General features: G+C 59.5%; 3 protein-coding genes. All 3 read left to right on the top strand.

Annotation, left to right across the window (positions count from 1 at the left end; genetic code table 11):
• Positions 1 to 193, top strand: a 193-nt coding sequence (locus JMJ56_RS34645) for a hypothetical protein (protein ID WP_236039067.1), incomplete at its 5' end; no start/stop codon positions are given.
• 139 nt (positions 194 to 332) lie between these two features.
• Positions 333 to 911 (top strand): hypothetical protein, encoded by a 579-nt coding sequence (locus JMJ56_RS33035; protein WP_202836106.1) that lies wholly within the window; start codon positions 333 to 335, stop codon positions 909 to 911.
• Positions 908 to 1,294, top strand: coding sequence for a hypothetical protein (locus JMJ56_RS33030; RefSeq protein WP_202836105.1), 387 nt, complete (start codon positions 908 to 910; stop codon positions 1,292 to 1,294). Before JMJ56_RS33035 ends, JMJ56_RS33030 begins: the two co-directional genes overlap by 4 nt.
• Positions 1,295 to 1,722 lie beyond the last annotated feature (428 nt).

Raw genomic sequence — 1,722 nt, 5'->3', positions numbered from 1 at the left:
CCTTCCTGCGATGGGCTTCCGCCCGCCGCATGCTCCGAAGGCTATGTCAGGAAACAATATGATCCCGGATGGACTCTCAGAAGCAATGAGAACACCGGCAACAACCAAGACCGGACAGACGTCCCACTTCGGGTTCGCTGCTAAACATCATTCAGGCGGAGGCTTAGCTGACGTCATCCCGGAATCGAATTGATTGTTTCGCAATAGCTTCATAAGGCGGGCTATTACATCGACCGTAAGTAGTGCTAGCGTTCTCGACGGTGCCTGCTCCTTGTGGCGTCGGTGACTTGGCTTGGTGCCCCAAGCGGTAGCCCCCAAGGGGAGTATCTCGCATGGCCATAGACCCGTCCGCCTACACCTTCACCCGCATCACCCTGCCTGGCATCGACTCGGTGCCCCGTGTCTACGACATCAACAACCGGGGCGACATCGTCGGTGAGACCAAAGCGCTCGACGGCTTCCTGCTGCGAAACGGAGAGGTGACTATCCTGGATGTGCCGGGATCTACTCGCACGCTTGCCTACGGCGTCAACGACCGCGGAGACGTCGTCGGCACCTATCTCGATCAGGAATCCAGTCCGCACGGCTTCCTCTACAGCCACGGGGATTATACCTCCTTGGATGTCCCTGGTTCCGACTACACGCAACTCACCGGCATCAACAACCGCGGCCAGATCGTCGGCTCCGCCTCTGGTGACGAGACCGTGGCAGGCGGCTATGTCTACGAGAATGGCGCCTTCAACAAAATTACCGTGCCTGGCAACCCCGATGCCTTCCTCATTCCAGATGGCATCAACAACCAAGGGGTCATCGTTGGATCGACCAGCAACGAGGCCTTCGTGCTCGATAGTGGCGAACTCACTTTGGTCGACAACCCGCTCTCCAATATTTCATCGACTTCAGGGACGTGAACAACAAGGGCCAGGTCGCGGGAACGCTGTCCCCGTTCGCGCGCGTCAGTTCAGGCTTTGTCTATGACGATGGCGAGGTCACGACCGTCGGACCGCCTCAACCGGACAACCGACCGACCTCCTGGACCATCGAAGGCATCAACGATGCCGGTGCCTTGGTCGGCAATTACGATGACCTCATCTACAGCGCACCCGGCGAAACTGAAGGGAACTTCGCCTTCCTGGCCACGCCCAAGGCTGCCGCGCCGCCGAAGCATGAGCATTCAGCCCTGAAATGGGACGCACTCGCCGCGCGTTTGGAAGCCAATTTCGCCGCCACCGGAAAATGGTTCGTCCCAGACGACATCAGCATTCCAGTGCTCACTCATCCGATCGTGGACTAGAACGACTTGGCGGCGCAGGTGCGGGCAAACTTCGCCGCCACTGGGACGTGGTTCTTTTAAAGCCCGATAGACTGGCCAATCGGGGCGGCCTGACTATGCCCGTCGCCATGGTAAACTGATTGAATGGCCTCTTAGGCAGTGTCGGTCAGCAGGCTGTGACGCGGGACAGATCGATGTTCGGGGACGACGCTAAGAAGCCGTAAGCGGGCCGCGTCGCCCATGTCCCCTGTCTACCCTCCCCAGTCCGTAGGGACTGGGTGCACTTGTTCCGCTTTCAGGAAGTCGGGCGTGCCCGGCCGATGACCGAGACGGGTGCAAAGCTGCCGGCCTCGAGTATGAGTTCGGTGAGCATGAGAGTCCATCCGGGATCATGTGGTTTTCTGACATAGCCTTCGCAGCATGCGGCGGACGGATGCCCAGCGCAGGAA

Source organism: Belnapia arida, from assembly GCF_016773205.1.
In the GTDB taxonomy this organism is placed as follows: Bacteria; Pseudomonadota; Alphaproteobacteria; order Acetobacterales; family Acetobacteraceae; genus Belnapia; species Belnapia arida.
This window is presented reverse-complemented; position numbering and strand designations above follow the sequence as displayed.

Bases quoted from the DNA above. Each gene is read 5' to 3' on its own strand.
- JMJ56_RS33035 (WP_202836106.1), top strand. From the start codon at position 333: ATGGCCATAGACCCGTCCGCCTACACCTTCACCCGCATCACCCTGCCT.